1 protein-coding gene is annotated in these 1,253 nt (G+C 73.3%); it reads left to right on the top strand.

The window, feature by feature from the left end; translation table 11 throughout:
* Positions 1-287: 287 nt before the first annotated feature.
* Positions 288-1,253: hypothetical protein (locus tag ABZ885_RS41440; protein ID WP_360200416.1), on the top strand; the 966-nt coding region annotated here is incomplete at its 3' end.

Genomic DNA, 1,253 nt, shown 5'->3' with positions numbered 1-1,253 from the left:
CCGCCTCGGCCCCGCGCAACGATCCGTCAGGCGCCAGGACCGGCGCACGCGGTGGCACCTGCCCTTCCATCGCGAGCCCCGACACCACCGCGGCCCACGCCACCCTCCCGCTCGTGCGGACCGCCAAGGCGGCGGGGCACGGGTGCGTACCCGCCGCCCCACGGTGGCGGTGACCTGGGAAAATGCATGATCACAGGTGGGTCACGCATACTTCCCGCAAGCGGCTTCGTGCCGGAAGCTGTCGGGCTGTGATGAACGTGTTCTGGCGTGTGTTCGCGGTCCTGTCGGTGACCGCTCTGTTCCTGGCCGCTGTCGGTGAGTCCGAACTCAGCCGTGCCCTGCTCCTCGGCTTCGCCGGCTACCTGCTGTCCGCGCTGCTGACCCAGGTCTGGGTCCTGCTCACCGCCCCGCTGCAGAGCAAGAAGATCAGGTTCGTGAGCCTCGGAAACGGTCGGATCCTGGCCGAAGCCACGATCGGCAAGGCGCTCGTCCAGCTGAGGGCCGTGCCCGGCCCGCTGCACGTCTGCTGGTACGCGGCTCAGGCGCCCCTGGCGCGGCTGCGCCTGTGGGCGGGTTCGGCCCTGTCCGTCGGCCTCCAGGGCGTCATCGGCGTGTGGCTGCTGTCCGGGACCACGACGTGGCCGATGGGGGCCGCCTTCCTCGCGGCGACGGTCGTGCGGATCGCCTCCACGCTCCGCGGGCCGCTCGGCACCGGCCGGATCCTGTTCGTTCTCCCCTTCAGCCGGTCCCCCCTCCCGCTGTCGACCGCGGCCAACCTGAGAGCCGGCACCGCCGTGAACCTGGGCCGGCTCGACGAACTGAGCTCCGCCGTACCGGAACTGACGCCCGAGGACCGGCCGGAGCTGGACCGGGGACTGCTCGCACTCGCCGACGGCCGCTACGCCGAGGCGGAGCAGTGGGGCCGGACAGCCTTCGAACGCGCCTTCTCGTACGACAGTGCCCTCAGTGCAGGGTTGCTCCTCAGCAGTGCGATCGTCGGGGCGGCGGACGCCGGCGAGCTGCCGCGCGAGCGGTGCCTGTCACGCCTGATGGCGGTCCTGGGGCAGTTCCACGGCCCGGCGGCGGCGGTGGCACGTGCGGTCCCGGCGGCAGCCGACTGCGCCCGGCTCGACAACCGGCTCGATGAGGCCCTCGCGGCCGCCCGCACCCAGCGCGGCCAGCACACCGCCCCCGTCTGGCGGGCGGAGGCCGGCTGCTCCCGGGCCGCCGCGCCGGACGGGAGAGCACCCGTC

This window comes from Kitasatospora sp. NPDC047058 (assembly GCF_040643935.1).
GTDB lineage: Bacteria > Actinomycetota > Actinomycetes > Streptomycetales > Streptomycetaceae > Kitasatospora.
Note: the sequence above shows the minus strand (reverse complement) of the source record. Positions and strands in the feature narration are given on the sequence as shown.